Origin of the sequence: Domibacillus robiginosus (genome assembly GCF_000966195.1) — a bacterium.
Classification (GTDB): Bacteria; Bacillota; Bacilli; order Bacillales; family Domibacillaceae; genus Domibacillus; species Domibacillus robiginosus.
The window spans coordinates 1-17,753 of sequence record NZ_LAHL01000012.1 but is presented as its reverse complement, the minus strand read 5'-3'; the positions used below and the strand labels follow the sequence as shown (position 1 = coordinate 17,753).

General features: G+C 40.6%; 21 protein-coding genes and 1 pseudogene. 15 read left to right on the top strand and 7 right to left on the bottom strand.

The window, feature by feature from the left end; genetic code table 11:
- Positions 1–16 precede the first annotated feature (16 nt).
- Both VP97_RS08475 and VP97_RS08470 read left to right on the top strand, forming a co-directional pair.
- Positions 17–817: an SDR family NAD(P)-dependent oxidoreductase gene (locus tag VP97_RS08475; protein ID WP_050181337.1), complete on the top strand. Its 801-nt coding sequence runs from the start codon at positions 17–19 to the stop codon at positions 815–817.
- A gap of 92 nt (positions 818–909) precedes the next feature.
- The gene (locus VP97_RS08470) at positions 910–2,079 is read left to right on the top strand and encodes a substrate-binding domain-containing protein (protein ID WP_050181336.1); all 1,170 of its coding nucleotides are present in this window, start codon (positions 910–912) and stop codon (positions 2,077–2,079) included.
- 170 nt (positions 2,080–2,249) lie between these two features.
- On the opposite strand, the gene VP97_RS08465 is transcribed toward VP97_RS08470, so the two are convergent.
- Positions 2,250–2,879, bottom strand: a complete 630-nt coding sequence (locus VP97_RS08465; RefSeq protein WP_050181335.1) for a DUF421 domain-containing protein — start codon at positions 2,877–2,879, stop codon at positions 2,250–2,252.
- 400 nt (positions 2,880–3,279) lie between these two features.
- Between VP97_RS08465 and VP97_RS08460 the strand changes: the two genes are divergently transcribed.
- On the top strand, positions 3,280–4,053 hold the full coding sequence (locus tag VP97_RS08460) for a TerC family protein (protein WP_050181334.1): 774 nt from the start codon (positions 3,280–3,282) through the stop codon (positions 4,051–4,053).
- Positions 4,054–4,232: 179 nt separating this feature from the next.
- On the opposite strand, the gene VP97_RS08455 is transcribed toward VP97_RS08460, so the two are convergent.
- The 3 genes from VP97_RS08455 to VP97_RS08445 are packed head-to-tail and all read right to left on the bottom strand — an operon-like array spanning position 4,233 to position 5,983.
- Positions 4,233–5,369 (bottom strand): zinc-dependent alcohol dehydrogenase, encoded by a 1,137-nt coding sequence (locus VP97_RS08455; protein ID WP_050181333.1) that lies wholly within the window; start codon positions 5,367–5,369, stop codon positions 4,233–4,235.
- A gap of 29 nt (positions 5,370–5,398) precedes the next feature.
- Positions 5,399–5,758, bottom strand: coding sequence for a spore coat protein (locus VP97_RS08450; protein ID WP_050181332.1), 360 nt, complete (start codon positions 5,756–5,758; stop codon positions 5,399–5,401).
- 18 nt (positions 5,759–5,776) lie between these two features.
- Positions 5,777–5,983, bottom strand: a complete 207-nt coding sequence (locus VP97_RS08445; RefSeq protein WP_050181330.1) for a hypothetical protein — start codon at positions 5,981–5,983, stop codon at positions 5,777–5,779.
- 148 nt (positions 5,984–6,131) lie between these two features.
- Here VP97_RS08445 and VP97_RS08440 point away from each other — a divergent pair, with 148 nt between their 5' ends.
- The 8 genes from VP97_RS08440 to VP97_RS08405 all read left to right on the top strand — a co-directional run bounded on the left by VP97_RS08440 (position 6,132) and on the right by VP97_RS08405 (position 12,799).
- Complete coding sequence (locus VP97_RS08440; RefSeq protein ID WP_050181329.1) at positions 6,132–6,338, top strand: hypothetical protein; 207 nt, start codon at positions 6,132–6,134, stop codon at positions 6,336–6,338.
- Positions 6,335–6,631 carry a spore coat protein gene (locus VP97_RS08435; RefSeq protein WP_050181328.1) on the top strand — a complete coding sequence of 99 codons (297 nt, stop codon included), beginning with the start codon at positions 6,335–6,337 and terminating at the stop codon, positions 6,629–6,631. The genes VP97_RS08440 and VP97_RS08435 overlap by 4 nt, the downstream gene beginning before the upstream one ends.
- 199 nt (positions 6,632–6,830) lie before the next feature.
- On the top strand, positions 6,831–7,022 hold the full coding sequence (locus VP97_RS08430; RefSeq protein ID WP_050181327.1) for a helix-turn-helix domain-containing protein: 192 nt from the start codon (positions 6,831–6,833) through the stop codon (positions 7,020–7,022).
- Positions 7,023–7,432: 410 nt separating this feature from the next.
- Positions 7,433–7,627, top strand: a complete 195-nt coding sequence (locus VP97_RS08425) for a LacI family DNA-binding transcriptional regulator (RefSeq protein ID WP_050181326.1) — start codon at positions 7,433–7,435, stop codon at positions 7,625–7,627.
- 262 nt (positions 7,628–7,889) lie between these two features.
- Positions 7,890–8,699 carry a sugar phosphate isomerase/epimerase family protein gene (locus VP97_RS08420; protein WP_050181324.1) on the top strand — a complete coding sequence of 270 codons (810 nt, stop codon included), beginning with the start codon at positions 7,890–7,892 and terminating at the stop codon, positions 8,697–8,699.
- A gap of 141 nt (positions 8,700–8,840) precedes the next feature.
- The gene (locus tag VP97_RS08415; RefSeq protein ID WP_050181322.1) at positions 8,841–10,025 is read left to right on the top strand and encodes a levoglucosan dehydrogenase; all 1,185 of its coding nucleotides are present in this window, start codon (positions 8,841–8,843) and stop codon (positions 10,023–10,025) included.
- A gap of 109 nt (positions 10,026–10,134) precedes the next feature.
- Positions 10,135–11,313, top strand: a complete 1,179-nt coding sequence (locus VP97_RS08410) for a Gfo/Idh/MocA family protein (protein ID WP_050181321.1) — start codon at positions 10,135–10,137, stop codon at positions 11,311–11,313.
- A gap of 217 nt (positions 11,314–11,530) precedes the next feature.
- Entirely contained in the window at positions 11,531–12,799 is a 1,269-nt protein-coding gene (locus tag VP97_RS08405) for an MFS transporter (RefSeq protein WP_050181320.1), read from the top strand.
- 194 nt (positions 12,800–12,993) lie between these two features.
- Here VP97_RS08405 and VP97_RS23245 read toward each other — a convergent pair.
- Positions 12,994–13,179: pseudogene (locus VP97_RS23245) on the bottom strand (transposase); the annotation flags it as partial.
- A gap of 145 nt (positions 13,180–13,324) precedes the next feature.
- On the opposite strand from VP97_RS23245, the gene VP97_RS23785 reads away from it, so the two are divergent.
- From VP97_RS23785 to VP97_RS08390, 3 genes are all read left to right on the top strand, one after another.
- On the top strand, positions 13,325–13,465 hold the full coding sequence (locus VP97_RS23785) for a hypothetical protein (protein WP_156153452.1): 141 nt from the start codon (positions 13,325–13,327) through the stop codon (positions 13,463–13,465).
- Positions 13,466–14,131: 666 nt separating this feature from the next.
- The gene (locus tag VP97_RS08395) at positions 14,132–14,482 is read left to right on the top strand and encodes a helix-turn-helix domain-containing protein (protein WP_050181317.1); all 351 of its coding nucleotides are present in this window, start codon (positions 14,132–14,134) and stop codon (positions 14,480–14,482) included.
- Positions 14,483–14,514: 32 nt separating this feature from the next.
- A complete protein-coding gene (locus VP97_RS08390; protein ID WP_050181316.1) occupies positions 14,515–15,141 on the top strand; it encodes a recombinase family protein in 627 nt (208 codons plus the stop codon).
- Between the two features lie 227 nt (positions 15,142–15,368).
- On the opposite strand, the gene VP97_RS08380 is transcribed toward VP97_RS08390, so the two are convergent.
- Both VP97_RS08380 and VP97_RS08375 read right to left on the bottom strand, forming a co-directional pair.
- Positions 15,369–16,118 (bottom strand): cyclase family protein, encoded by a 750-nt coding sequence (locus VP97_RS08380; RefSeq protein WP_050181314.1) that lies wholly within the window; start codon positions 16,116–16,118, stop codon positions 15,369–15,371.
- Between the two features lie 154 nt (positions 16,119–16,272).
- Positions 16,273–17,073 carry a DeoR/GlpR family DNA-binding transcription regulator gene (locus VP97_RS08375; RefSeq protein ID WP_050181313.1) on the bottom strand — a complete coding sequence of 267 codons (801 nt, stop codon included), beginning with the start codon at positions 17,071–17,073 and terminating at the stop codon, positions 16,273–16,275.
- A 189-nt stretch (positions 17,074–17,262) separates the two neighbouring features.
- Here VP97_RS08375 and VP97_RS08370 point away from each other — a divergent pair.
- On the top strand, positions 17,263–17,753 hold a 491-nt coding region (locus VP97_RS08370), incomplete at its 3' end, for a class II fructose-bisphosphate aldolase (protein WP_172656749.1).

Sequence of the window (17,753 nt, the reverse complement as noted above, 5' to 3'; positions counted from 1 at the left end):
AAGGAAGTGAGAAACTGTGAATCTTAATCTTGTAAACAAAACGGCGCTTGTAACCGGCGGGAGCAAGGGAATCGGCAAAGGGATTGCTGCAGCCTTGGCTGCCGAAGGGGCAAGCGTTATTATTTGTGGACGCGGTGAAGAAGCGCTGCATGAAGCTGAAAAAGAGATTAAGCAAGAAGGCGGCAATGTCCTCGCAATAAAAGCAGATTTGTCCGAACAGGAAGATGTAGATCATCTTATTTCTTCTATTATTGAACGCTACGAAACGATTGACATTCTGGTAAACAATGCCGGGGTCGTCAGCGGCTTCGATGACTTTGAAACTTTAGAAATAGAAGATTGGCAGAAGCTGTTTAACGTGAACCTGTTTGGGACCGTACGGGTGACAAAAGCAGTCATTCCTTACATGAAAAGAGCGGGTTATGGGCGTATTATTAATATCTCTTCAGAGTCTGGCGTTCAGCCGGATGCTTTTATGCCGCACTATAACGCATCAAAAGCTGCTTTAATCAATTTTACGAAAAGCTTATCAAAAGCATATGCGAAAAATGGAATTTTGGTTAATACAGTATCGCCAGCGTTTATCATGACTCCGCTGCTTGAGACAGTATTAAAGGAATCTGCCCAAAAACAAAATATCACTTTTAATGAAGCTGTTCAGGAATTTCTTGTAAATCATCGCCCTCACATTGAGGTGAAGCGCCCAGGCACAGTAGAAGAAGTAGCGTCGGCAGTTTTGTATTTAGTATCCGATAATGCATCGTTTATTAATGGAGTGAATCTTCGCGTAGATGGGGGTTCAGTAGCAAGTCAATAAAATCATTTATAGAAATGTCAGTTTTTCGCATCAATAGGTTTTTATTTCTTAGGATAATTTAGAAAGCGGTTTCAGAAAAAGGAGGTATTAACATGAAAAAAACGTTTTTAATGTTCATCACCGTACTGTTAGGCGCTTTTCTTGCTCTTGCAGGATGTGGAAACCAAAATGCAGGTTCTGATAAAGGCCAAACAGAACAAAAAGCAGCCGAGCTCCCAGATTCGGGCGCTTTAACCATTAGTGAGGATATTCCAAGCGGCACGAAGATTTTAAGTAAAGGGCCAAATGGAGAAGGAGCAATTTCTGCCAAGACACTTAATTTATCAGAAGAAGAGATTGCGAAAGTAAAAGAAGGAAAGTATAAAGCCGCAATCGTTATGCATTATGCGGGCAATGACTGGTCTAAAGCACAAATTGATGGATTAAAAGCCGCGTTTAAACGGATGGGAATCGAAGTCATTGCAGTAACAGATGGACAATTCAAAGCAGAAAAGCAAGTGTCTGACATTGAAACAGTACTGGCAAAAGATCCAGATATTATCGTAAGTATTCCGGTAGATCCTGTTTCAACAGCCGACGCGTACAAAAAAGCAGCGGCAGCAGGTGTAAAATTAGTTTTCATGGATAACGCACCGCAGGGGTTAGTAGCAGGGAAAGATTATATCAGCGTTGTTTCTGCTGATAACTATGGCAACGGTGTAGAGGCAGCAGAAATTATGGCTGACCAGCTTGAAGAAAAAGGGAAAATCGGCGTGATTTATCATGATGCAGATTTCTTTGTTACACGCCAGCGCACGGAAGCATTTGAAAAAACAATTAAAGAAAAGTATCCAAACATTGAAATCGTTGCACGCAGCGGTATTACAGATCCAAATACAGGTGAAAAAATCGCATCTGCTATGTTGACAAAAAACAATGATTTAGATGGGATCTTCGCGGTATGGGATGTACCAGCTGAAGGAGTGCTTTCCGCTGCCCGTACAGCAGGAAAAGACGACCTTGTTATCACAACGATTGATCTTGGGACAAACGTTGCTCTCGATATTGCGCAAGGCGGCATTGTAAAAGGGCTTGGTGCACAGCTTCCATATGACCAAGGGATTGCTGAAGCGATTTTGTCAGGGTACTCCTTGCTTGGAAAAGAAGCACCGCCATATGTTGCAGTACCTTCATTAAATGTAACGAAGGAAAACATTTTGGAATCTTGGAAAATGGTTTACCACACAGATGCACCAGATGTTATTCAACAAGCAGCGCAATAAAGTTTAAAACAAATCAGGACCGACCCGAAGTCCATTTTCATTGCCTTTGGGTCCGGTCCTTTGCTTTTCTTAAATTAATAGTTTTTAGAATTCAGCGACTACATTATATGGATGGTGAAAACATGCCGAAGAAGAAAATACACTGGCCGCGCAAGAAAAAAGAACTAAATTCAGGACTCTTCAGGCTTAAAATCCATATTCTTCGATTCATCATAAGCTTCTTTGAACAAGGGTGGTGTAGTGGGGGAAGATTCCTTTGTTGAAGAAGAATGAATCCCGTTTTCAGCTAATAGGTCCAATACTTTTTGAATATCTTCTTTGGTTGCGGGAGCCTTACCCGGCTTTAGAACAGTCGATAAATGTCCGTTAGGTTCTAATATAGCCGGTTTTACGTCTTCAATGCTTCCGATTTTTTGCTGGCGAAGTGCGACTTCCAGTTCATCAGTTGTTAATCGCGCTTTTTTTAATTCATTTAATCTCATCTTTCCATCTTTAATTAATACAGATGGTACTCCTATGAATAGTTCTCTTAATTTTGGGAACCATATTTGCATTTTCATTAATAAGACAATCCCTATAATAAACAACGTACCTCCGTAAATGGCTTCCCACTCCGTCTTTAACGCTAAAGGTCCAATAATGATTGTGCCAACTGCAATCCTCATTACAGCTTCTGCAACGGTCATTGCTGAAAGTGACTTCTTTCCTGCAGTGCGAAGAAGAAAAATACCACAAAATAACAAAAGTAATATCTTTAAGGGATATGGCAATGACGGTATATCATTTAAAAAATCCGGCAACTTACTTCACTCCGTTTATTTTAGTTTCTTTCCTTTCATTGTTATTATCCATTAGTTCGATCCGAAGTATGTAACTCGATAAAATTAAACTAAAAAGGGATAAAAACAAAATTGATGAATGTTTTTTTCTATTTATAAGCAAATTCTTAAAGGGATTTTACTATCGCGACAGTTTTTCCAATAATAAGAAAACATCCATCAAAATTGAAACCAATTCAACATAAGGGTATTATGTTGTGTTTGAAACGCCCCGGCTCGGAGCGCTTTTTTGCTAGCGTATAGAGAAGAAACATTTTAAGAAACCACCGTATTCAATAGGTTACCTACGAATTAGAAGGGTAATACTGTTAATATTGCAATTTTTACAACACACTTTACGTTTTAGGAAGGAGAGGGATGAATGGAGTCACTCTGGCTGGAATATGCCTGGACATTGTTAATTTTAATTGGATTAGAAGGATTGCTATCGGCTGATAACGCCCTTGTGCTGGCGGTTATCGCCAAGCATTTACCCGAAGATCAGAAAAAAAGAGCGATAAATCATGGAATCATAATGGCATTTGCTTTCCGATTTGCGGCGCTTTTTGCCATTTCGTTTATTGCAAATGTCTGGCAGATCCAGGCGATAGGAGCAGCGTATCTTCTTTACTTAGGCTTAAAGCATGTGATTAAGGCCCGTTTCGGGAAAGAAAATGAAAATATTCGTGAGGAGGTCAAAGAGGATGCTGCTGGGAAAGGTTTCTGGCCTACAGTAGGAAAGATTGCCCTAGCGGACCTCGCTTTTGCGATTGATTCGATTCTGGCTGCGGTTGCTTTAGCTCTTGGTCTTCCGGATTCACCGCTTGAGGATTTTGGCGGCATGGATGGAGGGCAATTTATAGTTGTTGTAATTGGAGGGATTGCCGGCCTTATCCTGATTAAGTATGCAGCAACCTGGTTTGTGAAACTTCTTGACCAGCGTCCGGCTTTGGAAACAACGGCTTATGCCATTGTAGCCTGGGTCGGTGTCAAACTGGCTGTCATTACGCTTGCCCACGAGGATATTGGGTTCCTAGACCATCACTTTCCACACAGCACTGCCTGGACGCTGGTTTTTTATGGCGTATTAGTGGCCATTGCCTTGATCGGCTGGTTTGCACCAGCCAATAAGTCATTGGAGAAAGAGAAGTTATAAAAAGTGACAATAAAAAGAGGAAGGTAAGTATAAAAGCAGACAAGACTTTTATGCAAGTTGGACAGTTTACCTTCAAACATAGGAGCATCCTAAACTGAACTCCGAATAGGGTCACTTTTTTAAAATTGTCCACCATTCGGGGCTCAGTTTATCATGGCGAAGGCGCTTCTTTTTTGTATTTATGGTTTCAGTACAACTTTTATGCAGTCATCCGTTTTTGTGTCAAACAATTCATATCCTTTTTTTGCTTGATCAAGCGGCAGAATGTGGGTAACCACATCGCCCGGATCGACTTTTCCTTCCGCAATCAGCTTATACAAATGAGGCATGTAGTGAATAACAGGAGCCTGGCCGCTTCGAATATTGACATTGCGCTGAAAAATATCACCGAGCGGAAAAGCGTTGTACATTCCGCCATATACACCTGTTATTTGAATCGTGCCGCCTTTGCGGACAGCCTGGCTGGCTGCGACAAGAGCGCCTAAAGCACCGCCCTGAAGTTTCATGCCGGTCGCCAGAAATTCGATAGGCGTCATTTTTCCGTCCATTCCCACGCAGTCCATGACGACGTCTGCCCCGCCGCCTGTCATTTCTTTCAGGTAATTGCCGATATTTTGCTCTTCTTCAAAGTTCACAATTTCCACTTTATTTGTTCTCTTCGCATGCTCAAGACGATACCCCACATAATCAACCGCAATCACACGTTTTGCGCCTTTTAACCAGGCAAATTTTTGAGCGAGCAGTCCAACTGGTCCGCAGCCGAAAATAATAGCTGTATCACCTTCTTTTAAGCCGGAATTGTCAACGGTCCAATAAGCCGTCGAAGCGGCGTCTGCTAAGAGGACGAGTTTCTCATCCTCGACCTCGCTGTCTTCCGGAATTTTAAACGGTGTAAAATTCCCATATGGAACACGCATATATTCTGCCTGCCCGCCAGGATATCCCCCTGTCGTTCCAGTATAGCCAAAATAAGCGCCCATTTGACCATTGTCATTCGAGTTGTCACACTGGCTTTCCAGTTCATGCTTACAAAACCAGCATTCCCCACAGCTAATGTTAAACGGGATTATGACGCGGTCTCCTTTTTTCACTTTTGTAACAGCCGGACCGACTTCCTCCACGATTCCCATCGGTTCATGTCCGATAATATAATCCGGCTGAAGATTGGGAATCATGCCGTGAATCAAATGCAGATCGGACCCGCAGATTGCTGATAATGTGGGTTTGACAATAATGTCATCCGGTTTTTGAATAGTGGGCGCCTCTACTTCTTTTACAACAACCTCTTTTACACCTTGATATGTGACAGCTTTCATTTATTAAACCTCCTCCACGATGGTCATATTTATTTAGGCGGGGTTGGAAATAACCCTTTTCGATTTGTATTGGTCGGGAAGAGTGGCAGCCGGGCAATGTCGACAGCCGTTTCAGCGGACTTAATGTCCAGCTGCATTTGTTTATCCACATCATACGGATAGAGCCAGCCTTTATGCAGCATTAATTCCGTTACTTCACCGTGAAGATCAATGCCCTGCTCCAGATGTTTGATCAATACAGAGCGGACTTCCGGCGTAGCTGCTTCTGTTATAGCCACCGCACAGTTTCTTACTCCATTTTTTACAGACAGCAAAAACTCTATTGCAATGCCGGAATCAGCAAGCTCGGGCATTCCTACTGAATTAATCGGATCTAAATAGTCATTCACACTTTCCACCTCCAAAAATTAAAGTGTTCTGGCTCCTTTATAAAGCTCTAATAATTCATTCATTTGGTGAATTGACTGCTGTGCATCTTTTTCCATCATCGCTTTTAAATCACTGTCAAAGCAGGCACCCTGCATGAGTTTTGATTTCAGCATACAGACGGTTTTAAAGTTAATCATTTCGTGGAGTTCCATTGTTTCATGAAAGGCCAATTTTTTTTGGTTCATATTTCTCACCCCTATCATTAGTCACAACTTCATTTTCCCTTTTATTTTCTTCATTTATTCAGAGGATTAAATCCGTGTATGTTTGAATAAGCAGGAGGTGAAGAGCCAAAATAAGAAGCGTGGATGAATAACTGAAGAGGTGATCAATGTGAGGAATCATTTAGGCCAGCACGAGTCTCTGGAATTGCATGAATTAGTCGTTTTTAAAAGCCTCTGTACAACAAAATCAGCGACGATGAGCAAGCTTGCGCAGGACACGGAATTAAAAACCCTGCTTGAAGCAGATGCACAAGCAGGCCAGCAGCACCTTCAGCAGCTAAAAACATTTTTACCGGGAGGGGGCATTATACAATGAATGAATTATTTAAAAACGTTGCGGGAATGAGTGGAATGACGGATCAGGTGATTGCAACAGACTTTTTGATTTCTGCTAAATCCGGCGTGAGAAATGCGGCGTTTGCGCTCACGGAAGCCGCCACACCTGAATTGCGTTCGGCCCTGCGTGAACAGCTGATGGCCACTATTTCAACCCATGAACAGATCAGCAAATATATGATGGAAAAAGGCTATTACCACCCTTACAGCCTGGAAGAACAGGCAAAAATTGATCTGGCTGTCGCACAAACAAGCCAGGACCTTGTAAAATAGCAAACCATCCTCCTGCTTAGCCCGCTTCTTCTATCAAACAAAGGCCAGGGTTTTTATCATCTTCGGCGAGAACACCCCCACTTCAAGCTTACTAAGTGGGGGATGAATCGTTGCTCTTTCAGTCATTCTTTTTTTTTGAACGCTCTATTGCTAAAAGGGTATAATTAGGTGCAGAACAAATGTTCAGCGGTTGAGAAAAATGATAAAAACCAAAAAAGATGAAAAAAAGAACCTTCATTTTAAAGCCTTTCGGTTTAAAATTCATCCAAGTGACGAGCAAAAACAACTGATTAACCAAACGATCGGCTGCTGCCGGTTTGTCTACGAGCACTTAACTGGAGAAGAGGCACGTTATCGGCTGAATACATGTCTTCTACCAATGGATAAATGAAGTCGCAGTCGATCACCGCCCCGATTATGTGAACTAGGTGGTCAGCTGGCACAAGTTGGTTGGGCGGCGCAATCACTTCCATTTTATTCCAGAGTTTTTTGGATGTTTTGATAACATATAAATCCCCCATAAGGTTTGGATAGTTTCATCATACCTAAAAATTGTAAACATCGCTTTCAAGATGAAGGCTTTTCTGCAAACCGAGCTCAACACAAGTTGCTGAGCTTTTTTATTTTTTTAAATTTCTACTTTTTTTGTTTAAAAGGACAATTTTTAAGTCTGAAACCTAAGAAATATATTGTTGAATGGAAGAAAATTATGTCGGAAGGCGGTTAGACACTAAAATTGGATACGGTTACAATGCGGTTATAGCAAACAATAAGAAATAAAAAAGAAAAGAGAATCCTAACATGCCAGGAATGAAAGAGGCAGCTAAACAGGCAAACATTTTAATCGCTACAGTATCCAGGGTGTTAAGCAAGCCGGAAACGGTAGCGAAGGAATTGCTGATGGGCCTCGTGACAAAACAGGAGCTAGAAAAATTACAGCATGTTTTAGAGAACAAGCTTGTTCCTCGGAATTCATGCCATAAATGCAGCCGTTAAAAACATGCATTTTTAAAAAGTTGATGTAAACGTTTACAGATAGACCTAAGGAGCAATTGCGATTGATCTTGCTAATAAAGAGTTTTTGTGCAGAGAAAGACAGATAGGCTATAAAAAATTTTGCAGATGATGTAAACGTTTACGGAGCACTCTTTGATAAACATTCTTGATCATCTTAAGTTATTCCTTTAAGGAGGTGGTGGAGCCGCATTCGCAATCGATGTTGCACTTTTACAAACTATTTCAAAATGGAGGAAAAACAATGAAATTTGGATACCAAACAAATACGTGGGGCGGGGTTGTCGGTCATCCTGCCGGAGTCACTTCGATAAAAGATCTTTATTACTTAGCGAATGGGTCTACCGAAGAAGCATTAAAAGAGATTTCGGAAGCCGGTTTTAAAGGATTTGAAATTTTTGATGGAAACCTAATGCAATATAAGAACAATAAAGAAGAATTTAAAGCGCTGATGGAAAAATACGAGTTAACGCTGATCGGTGTTTATACAGGCGGCAACTTTATTTATTCGGATATTTTAGAAGAAGAACTTACAAAAATTGAAGAAACAGCGGCACTGGCTGCTGAGTTTGGCGCTCGCCACTTAGTGATTGGCGGAGGGGCAGTTCGTTCAACCGGTATCCGGGAAAGCGATTACGAAGATTTAGGAGCAGCACTTAATAGAGTAAAAGAAATTGCTGAAAAGCAAGGGCTCATTCCAACCTATCACCCGCATCTTGGAACAAATGTTGAAGCACCGGAACAGCTGGATAAGCTGATGCAGCATACAACAATTGGCTTATGTCCTGACACGGCTCATATTGAAGCTGGCGGGGGTGATCCAGTTGAGGTGGTCCGCAAGTATGCAGACCGAATTAAATACATTCATTTTAAAGACTATCAAAATGGTGAATTTCTACCGCTCGGTGAAGGTCATCAGAAGTTTGATGAGATGCTCCGCCTTCTGAATGAAGCCGGTTACGACGATTGGATTACAGTTGAATTGGACAGCTATGAAGTGCCGAAGCAAGGAGCAGAAATAAGCTGGCGTTTCCTATCTTCATTTGAAAAGTAATAAAGGAAGAGAATTAAAATAGCTTTGCTGTTTGGGATGTACCTAGAGAGCGAGTTTTAGCAGAGCAGCCCAAGCAGCCGGAAAAGAAGAAATTCAAAGCACAGCAAAATAAAAATAATGACCATTTAGGAGGAAAATGAAATGAAAAAGTTAAACGTAGGTATGATTGGCGGAGGATTTATGGGGAAAGCGCATGCACTTGCGTATGCAGGGATGCCGATGTTTTTCTGGCCGGCTCCAGTAATTCCACACCGTCACACAGTAGTAGATGTAACAGACGAATTGGCAAAAGATGCAGCGGCACGCCTTGGTTTTGACAACTATTCTTCTGACTGGAGAAAAGTAGTAGAAGATCCGGAAATCGATATTATCGATATCGTGACGCCAAATGATTCTCATGCTGAAATTGCGATCGCTGCAGCTAAAGCAGGCAAGCATATTATTTCCGAAAAGCCGCTTGCGCGTGATGCAGCGGAAGCGAAAACCATGCTAGATGCGGTAAAAGAAGCAGGCGTAAAGCATATGGTTGCGTTCAACTACCGCAGAACACCAGCGGTTGCGCTGGCGAAAAAATACATTGAAGAAGGCAAGCTTGGGAAAATCCTAAATTTCCGCGGCACGTACCTGCAGGACTGGTCGGCTGATCCGAATTCACCCCTTTCATGGCGCTTCCAAAAAGACCGTGCAGGTTCCGGTGCACTTGGCGATATCGGAACACACGTGATTGACTTTGCACGCTACCTTGTCGGGGAGATTTCAGATGTAAACGCTGTTGCAAAAACATGGATTGGCGAACGACCAATTCAAAGCGGCGGCGTCGATAAGCTTGGAACAGTAAAAGCAGATGAAGATGTACCAAAAGCAGTGGTTGATGTAGATGATGAATTCATGACACTCGTGAAATTTGAAAATGGTGCTGTTGGAAGCATTGAAGCAACCCGCAACGCATGGGGCCGCAACAACTTCTTAACATTTGAAATTCACGGTGAAAAAGGCTCGCTCGTCTTTAACTATGAACGCCGCGATGAACTGCAAGTGTGCTTCTCAGATGATCCGGGCGACAGCCGTGGCTTCAGAACGGTGTACACAGGTCCTGCTCATCCATACGGTGAAGGTTTATGGCCAATCCCGGCACTTGGAATCGGCTACGGTGAAACGAAAATTATTGAAACATATGACTTTATGAAATCTATTGTAGAAGATACAAGCGTCTCACCTGACTTTGAAGACGGCTACCAAATCGCAGTGATTTCAGATGCGATTCTGGAATCAGCGGAAAAAGGCGAATGGGTGAACCTTACAAAGGTTGCAGCAGAAGTAAAATAAATCAAAAATTTTATAAAGGATGCTAACCAGCGCCCTCTCTATCTATTAAAGGTGAATACGGATTCCCCTAAAAGAAAAAACTTTTCATTTCGCAGGAAGGAGAAAGAACATGGAAAAAATAAAAGTCGGAGTTATTGGTACAGGCTTTATCGGCCCTACTCATATCGAAGCTGTTAGAAGACTTGGATTTGTAGAAGTCGTGGCATTAGCAGGGAGCAACTTAGAGTCAGCTGAGAAAAAAGCATCCGAACTTGGCATTCCTAAAGCCTACGGTGATTACCGTGAAATGTTGCAGGACAATGACATTCAAGTTATACACAACTGTACCCCTAATCACCTTCACTTTGAGATTAACAAAGAGATCATACGCGCAGGCAAGCATGTGTTGTCTGAAAAGCCCTTAGCGATGTCCAGCGAGGAATCGGCAGAATTATTAGCGTTGGCCAAAGAACATAAAGTCGTACATGGGGTTAACTTTAATTACCGGCAATTCCCGATTGTAAAGCAGTTAGAGACCATGATACAAAATGGAGAATTAGGAAAAGTCAATTTGGTTCACGGAAGCTATTTGCAGGACTGGCTATTGTTTGAAACAGATTTTAATTGGCGTCTGGCTCCCGAATTTGGGGGGAAATCCCGAGCTGTAGCCGATATTGGCTCCCACTGGTGTGATACCGTTCAATACGTAACAGGTAAAAAAATTATGGAAGTCTTTGCTGATTTAGCAACAGTTATCCCGGTAAGGAAAAAATCCACTTCAAACGTAGCTACCTTTGGTGCACAGAACGACCAGGAAGAAACATACGAAGACATTCCAATTAATACAGAAGATTATGCATCGGTTCTTATCCGGTTTGAAGATGGAACAAAAGGTGTATTCACGGTTTCCCAGGTAAGTGCAGGCCGAAAAAACAGATTAAGTTTTGAAATTAATGGAAGCTGCCATTCAGCGTATTGGAATCAAGAGGAACCTGAGAAACTATGGATTGGCCATCGAGACCAGCCAAATAAAGTTCTCTTAGCCGATCCTGCTTTATTTGCTGAGGAAGCGAGAGAAGCAATTCACCATCCAGGCGGCCATAATGAAGGATGGCCGGATGCTTTGAAAAATGGAATGTTAAATTTCTATACGTTTGTCAGAGAAAACAAAGATCCTCTAAGCGATCAACCTAATTTTGCTACATTTAAGGATGGACATTTATCTATGTGCATTACTGATGCGATTTTAGAAAGCCATCAACAACAAAAATGGGTGAAAGTAAACACAAAGCAGGAAGTTCATAGTTAAATTGAAAGACGGTTATGATTCTGTTGAACAAGATATGGTTTAAAGAACCATTCACAAAAGTGCAGTGGGAATAACAAGTCATATTTGTTTATGGAGCCACGTGCCAGTGCGTTTTAAAGTATTGATGTCCGTTGCAGGAGAACTCTTCTCCTGCTCATCAAATTGTCTATAAACATCATGAGGCACTATAACAAAATGTGAGGTTGAGGTGATAGAAATGAATGCGATTTCAAAAAAGGAACGAGGACTTCCAGCTGCTGTCATTTGGGGTTATGTCGCAACATTAATCTTTATGGTTGGCGACGGTCTTGAGCACGGATGGCTTTCTCCATATCTTGTTGAACAGGGGCTGACTGTTCAACAATCAGCTACATTATTTACAGCGTATGGAGCGGTGCTGGCCGTTGCCTCTTACTTTTCTGGTGTACTGACAGAAGCTTTGGGACCAAGAAGAGTCATGCTGGCGGGATTGCTTCTCTGGCTGGTTGGGCAAATTCTTTTTATTGAATTTGGCTTGAAAGACCATAATTATGCTTGGATGCTGCCAACCTATGCGCTGCGCGGATTTGGATATCCATTATTTTGTTACTCGTTTTTAGTATGGGTGACATATCGCAGTCCAGATCGTATTATGGCGACAGCTGTCGGTCTGTTCTGGGCTGCCTGGAGCGGCGGGCTATATGTTGTCGGAAGTTATTTCCCGGCGTACATGATTCCTAAAATAGGATACATCGGATTGATGTGGAGTGCTGTTGTCTGGGTAATTGTTGGTGGAATAGTTGGACTTTTAGTTGTGAAAGATGAAGGAATTCGCTCTGAAGGCAATTCAAAAGAAAAAATGAAAAGTCTATTGAGCGGATTGACCATTTGTGTGGAAAAGCCAAAAGTGGCGATCGGCGGGATCGTCCGTATCATCAATTCAACCGGTATCGGTGCTCTCCCAATCTTCTTTCCTCTATACCTGTCTTCTGAATATGGATTTAGTACAGGGCAATGGCTGCAGGTTTGGGGAACAATGTGGGTGGCGAATATTTCATTTAACCTTGTTATCCCGTACATCAGTGACAGATGGCTAGGCTGGCGTAATACGGTTATGTGGATTGGCAGTTTCGGTTGTGGTGTCATGACATTGGTTATGCTTTATACCCCTCAGGTCTTCGGTAACAGTTTCTGGGCAATGACGGTAGTTGGAATCTTTTTTGGAATCGTCCTTTGTGGCTTTGTACCACTTACAGCTCTTGTGACTTCATTAGCGCCTAATCAAAAAGGTTCTGCTATGGCTGTGGTAAGCTTTGGTGCCGGAATGTCTTACTTTATTGCACCAGCGATCGTTGGAGCCTTTATTGGAATTGTCGGCGTTCACGGCGTAATGTGGATTTTTGCTGGCTTGTATTTCCTTGGTGCTGTACTGATGAAATTTATGAAATCGCCGGATGAAGAAAAACAAAACGAAGAAAATTATCTTTCTGAGAAATATACAGGTTGAAGGCGGAAAGGTCCCAATACTTACAATTGGATACAAGTTTTCTAATTTGCTGCATTTGCAAATACACAATAAACCAGGCCTCATCCCTTGCTTTTCAAGAAATGAGGCCTAGCTTAATTAGACAGAGGGATTTGTAAAGTAATACATTGAAATTAATAAAGCGTAGTAGGAAGGATGATTAAAGTCACCGCAGATTTTGCCCGGTCTGTCACACGCACTTTGTAGGCAAATTTTCGGGCAAGGTGCACAAGGCATGTCTGGTACGGGGTGTCTGGATAAACGCTAAAAATACTATTGGTGATGTCCTTCCGGTCATCCGAAATAAACAGAAGAACTTCTTTTGTACCACGTTCTTTCAGGTCAAGAAGCAGCTCTTTCCAATGAAGAACGATTCCTGCTTAGGAATACTGAGACAGATATGCGACTTTTGGAATTTTGGCAGTGGAACCAATCAGATCTTCTAAGTAATGCTCTTCGCGGAACATTTGAGGAGTTGTAGCAAAAGCTTTAACTGCAAACAACAAAATGAGAATTGAGTGGAATGCATTTGACCTTGTAACACCGACAGGTATCAAGGTTGAAGTAAAGTCAGCCGCTTATGTGCGGTCATGGCAGCAAGTAAAAAATTCAGCCATCAGCTTTAGGATTGCTCCTGCAAAGGGGTAGGAAGCCAGTACGAATACATATGCGGTAGAAACAAGGAGAAATGCAGATATGTATGTTTTCTGTTTGCTAAATGAACAGGATCGAAGCGCTATAAATCCACTGAATCTGAACCAGTGGGAGTTTTTTGTTCTTTCAACTAAGCAGATTAATCAAGAAAAAGAAAATCAAAAGACAGTTAGCTTAAACAGCCTTTTAAAAATGAAACCGGTCAGAACTGAATTTCTTGGACTGGCAAAAGCGGCGCAAGAGGTAATAATGAAATAAAGGGGCATCATTCTCCAGTAAAAAGGTATATCCTTCTCTTCTTGGTGTGGTTGATTAGGTTGATAATATTTTTACCAGGCCTACTAAAGATAGAGTGTCTAGAATTTAAAAGTTTTAGACGCTCTTTTTTATTTTAAATAAGTGGTTCATTTCATGTGAATATAGTGTCTAAAAAATAGTCTAAATTAAATGTCTATAATCTAACAATAATATAGATTGTTTGTGGTATAATATGGATGTTATAGTTGGGGAAGGTACTTTTTTAAGGAAGAAGTTAGGGATTCTTTAGTCGAAGAATTAAAGTATGTATGAGCGCTAATTAGTGAGGAAAGGTGGAACTTAGAATGTTCAAAATAAAACAATACACTCTAAGAGACCAAAAAAAGAAAGCAGCTGTTTTGCATGAAAGCTGAAAACTCTCATTCTGTATTTGCTGAAAGACTAAGGACTGTCAGAATAGAAAAAGGATTGTCTCAGACCGGTGTTTGCAAATCGTTGGGCTTATCGACTTCTGCTTTGTCAAGCTATGAACAAGGGCAGCGGTACCCTACTATTAAAGGATTAAAAATATTAGCAGATTTCTATAAGGTTACTACGGATTGGCTTATTGGACGAGATGAATATAAGCCTACTAAGAATGATTTAGTCATTCAAGATCCAAAACTCAACTATTGGTATAACGACCTTTCAAATGCAAGTGAAGAGGATTTGCGAAAGCTTCGGCAACTTTGGGAAGCTCTTAAAGAAAAATAATGTCAATTCAATAAAAAGAAAGGGTGTAAAGGGTGAAGCTTGGTTATGCGAGAGTAAGTACAATTGGTCAAGATTTAGAAACTCAGATTGAACGGTTAGAAGCAGCTGGTGTACAAAAAGATCAATTTTTTATTGAGAAAGTGACCGGAACAAAAATGGCAGCGCGAGAACAAATCCAAGCACTTCTAAAACATGCCCGTTCCGGTGACCATATTTATGTAACTAAGATTGATCGTTTAGCCAGAAGCATTTTGGATTTGAATAAGATTATCAGGGAGTTAATGGAGAAGGGAGTCAGTATAACGTTCATTGATCATAATATGACATTCAGAGCTAATTCACAAGATGATCCATTTCAGATGCTGTTATTTAACACGCTTGGCAGCTTTGCTCAGTTTGAAAGGGATATGATTGTCTCGCGCACGGGAGAAGGCCGGAAAAGAGCAATGAAAAACGGAAAGAAGATGGGGAGAAAGGGTCAGCCAGATGAGAATATTAAACAAGCGATAAAATTATTTGAAACGAGAGAAGACCGGGGTATAACCATTTCAGATATTTCAAAGTTGACTGGTGTTCCCCGTTCAACTATTTATGCGGAATACAATAAAAGAAAGAACATGGAAACAAATCCTCAGGCAATCAATCAAAATAATTTTTGAGAAACTTGTGTGCTGGGTATAGTTGTTACTAAATGCTGTGGAAAATTCCAATAATAAAACACAAAAATTGGAAGATAAAAGCAATGAAACCGATTGATAATTAATCTTACTGCAAAAAGCATGGAAAGTTTTGAGCTCTCTAATTTAACAAAAAAAAAGAGATGATGTTTAGGGATGATTTCCATATATCAAAAACTGCTCAAATTCTGAGCAGTCTTTGATATTATTTATTTTGTACAATAGGCCATAGCTCTAATTGGAGATCCAGAACCTTTGTGAATTTTAAGTGGTGACGCAATAAATAAAGAGCGTGTGGAAATCTGGTCCAAGTTAGTAAGACTTTCCATAATAAGAATATTATTTGGCAGCCAATATTCGTCGTGGCCATAGGATTTCTTTGACACACCATCCACCATAGCTTGGTCACACGCAATGGTGTCACTTCCTACTGCACGTATCCCCCGATCTTTAAACAATTTTGCAACATCTTGATGCAAGCCAGGCGCATTTGAAGCATACCACTTCCAATCTTCCTTTACTGACCAATATTTCATCCACCCATAATGTAATAAAGCAATTTCACCCTCTTGTACTTTATCTTTCATTTTTTCTTCAAGGGATAATATTTGATCCAATGTAATTAAATCACCCGGTTGCGGATTAAAAATACTCAAATCATAGACAACCGCAGGCCGAATTAGATAATTCACAGGGAACGTCTCAATTGTAATATCCATCATATCAGGGTGGATATGAGCCGGAGAATCAACATGCGATGCAGTATGTTCTGCCATGCTAATTGTTTGGCAGTAGTAACCATCATGCTCATGAACTACTGTTTGATCAATAACCAAATGAGGGTGAGTTGGATATCGTGGAATACCACGCTCGATTAAAGGGGAAAGGTCAACTGCTTTTAAACTGTCCAATTTGGAAAACAACTCATTTATTTCGGTTGTCTTTACTTCACTTGTCATTTTTATTCCTCCTTAGAGTTTAGAAGTTAAGCCTCAATGTTTAGAGACGGATAAATTAGACTGTCTTTATGATAGATACTTAGATTTTCTGAAAATATGAAACCGCTTTCTAATTATTGTTAAGTATATAATTCGTTACGAAATACTATTCTTTTTATTTTGCACGTTCTATTATTTGATTATTAATTAAAACTTTATCTAAGTCTACAACAATTACGTTTACACCTTGTTTTTTAAGAGCTTCAACAGCTTCTTTTGGAGCTTTAGATGACGTCACAATAACATCAATATCAGAAAAGCTCGAAATTAAAGAGACGCTAATTTTGGAAAATTTTGTGTGGTCCAAAACTAAAATTACTTCCTGAGCGGTTTTAATCATTTTTTGTTTTACAGAAGCTTCAATTGATGAAGAGGTTGCAGGACCGCTATCCAGATGTATGCCGCTTGCTCCAAGGATTAGTTTATTTACTTTGATGTTGTCTAAATAGTTTTCGGTATCGGGGCCACATAAAGCCATACTGCTGAATAAAAGAACTCCTCCTGTAACAGCAATCGTACCATTAAAATTAGCAAGTTCCATTGATACAGGGATGGAATTTGTCACAACAGAGATTTTTTTATCTTTCAAAAACTTAGCCACAATAAGAGGAGTTGTTCCTGAATCAATTAAAACAGATTCACCATCTTTAATTAATGCAGCAGCGGCTTGAGAGATATAATGTTTTTCATCCATTTCTATCCGTTCCCGCGTGAAAAACGAAGGAACAAGCCCTTCTGATAAGGTACTGGCAATTCCATGAGAACGGATGATCATTCCATTTTTCTCTAGATTACCTAAATCTTTTCGAATGGTTACTTCGGATACACCAAGCTGTGAACTAAGATCATTTACAGAAACAGTCTTAAAATGGTGTATAATTTTTAAGATTTTATTTAATCTTTCTTGCTTTGTCATTTTCAATCACCCCCTTTTTGAAATTTTTATTTCGTTTTGATCAAATTGGTTTCGAATGAAATAATTTTATTTTCTTTAAATTTCGTATAGACAACAAAACGAAATATGTTTATATTTAAAATATAGCAACCGAGTAAAGAAAAATCAAATTAAATTTTCGGAATTTTAAAAAAGTTAGGAGGCGATATCTTGACATTAGTACCAGGGGCATCATTACTTTTAGATGCGCGAAAGAGGAAGTATGCTATCCCTCAATTTAATGTGCTGAATCTTGAGATGATTGATGCAGTGTTATCAACAGCAGAAGAATTAAAAGCTCCTGTTGTTGTGGGAATTGTTGACCGGCATTTTCCTGTCTTAGATGTAGAGTCTTTAGTAAGCGCTATCAAAAAGAAAGCGCAAACTATGGAAGCCTCAGTTATTCTCCATTTAGATCACGGCAGAACATACGAAAGAGCCATGGAAGCCATCCGGATGGGCTTTACTTCTGTAATGTACGATGGTTCACTGCTGCCAATTGAAGAAAACATTCAAATCACCAATGCGATTATTAAAACAGCTCATGCGGTCGGGGTGTCAGTAGAAGCAGAGTTAGGGCATGTCGGCAGCCAGAACGCAGGCGATGAAAATAAAGTGACTTCTGTAAGTGATGCCGTTGAGTTTGTTCAACGCACGAATGT